This is a genomic window from Photobacterium andalusiense (assembly GCF_900185625.1).
Classification (GTDB): domain Bacteria; phylum Pseudomonadota; class Gammaproteobacteria; order Enterobacterales; family Vibrionaceae; genus Photobacterium; species Photobacterium aquimaris.
In genome coordinates this window covers 1-819 of the sequence record NZ_FYAJ01000047.1, presented here as the reverse complement: position 1 = coordinate 819, position 819 = coordinate 1, and the positions used below count along the sequence as shown (strand labels likewise).

1 protein-coding gene is annotated in these 819 nt (G+C 43.1%); it reads right to left on the bottom strand.

Annotated features, from left to right (window positions below):
• The coding region (locus PAND9192_RS20360) for a hypothetical protein (protein WP_144018120.1) at positions 1 to 819 on the bottom strand (819 nt) is incomplete at both ends.

The window sequence follows — 819 nt, the reverse complement described above, 5'->3', positions numbered from 1 at the left end:
AGGTTAATGTGTCTCCGCCAGAAGTAAGACCATTTAATTCGGTCAATAATGCCGTTTTAACGTTGTCAGTGATCGTTAATGACGTTGCGACTAACGCATCATCTGTTGCATCAACGGTAAAGTGTCCTGTACCAACAACAGGGTAGCCTTGCTCACCTGCTTGAGGGATTAAATCACCTTCAGTAATGGTAATATTGGCTTGAACGCCTTCACCTGTAGGATTTAAACCATCCTTTATATGGATCTCTAATTGACCCGTATTACTGCTATCACCATCATCATCCGTGGCCACCACACCAAGCTCAATATTAACGCTATCACCTGCTGCATTATCTTGTTCAATCGGTTGATGTTGTTCAACAATATAACTGCCATCATTACCAATTGTGATCGTTAGAACCGCTTCACCATCATTTGTGCCACCGTCAATCACGACCTTAATCTCATTACCATCAACGCTATAACGGGTCGCTTGATTATTTGAGACAATGCCATCAAGTGATGGCTGAGACTGAGCAAAATCAATATGCGCAATGTCATCAGAGCCCACATCTAATGGGATCTTACCGCTGGCTGTTACCCCTGTTTCGGTTTCAACAATGGTGGTACCTTTATCAGTACCAAATTCAGGATTAGCGCCATCTTTAATCGTCACAACCACATCAACGGGTTGTTGCAATGCATCACCATCCGTATCTTGCATTTGAACAGGTACATTAATGGTAAGATCACCGCCATTAACATCAACATAAGTACCGTCGGCACTCAAATGATCTAGCGGTAATTGCTGAGTAATCGACATCTCGACGCTGACATCAC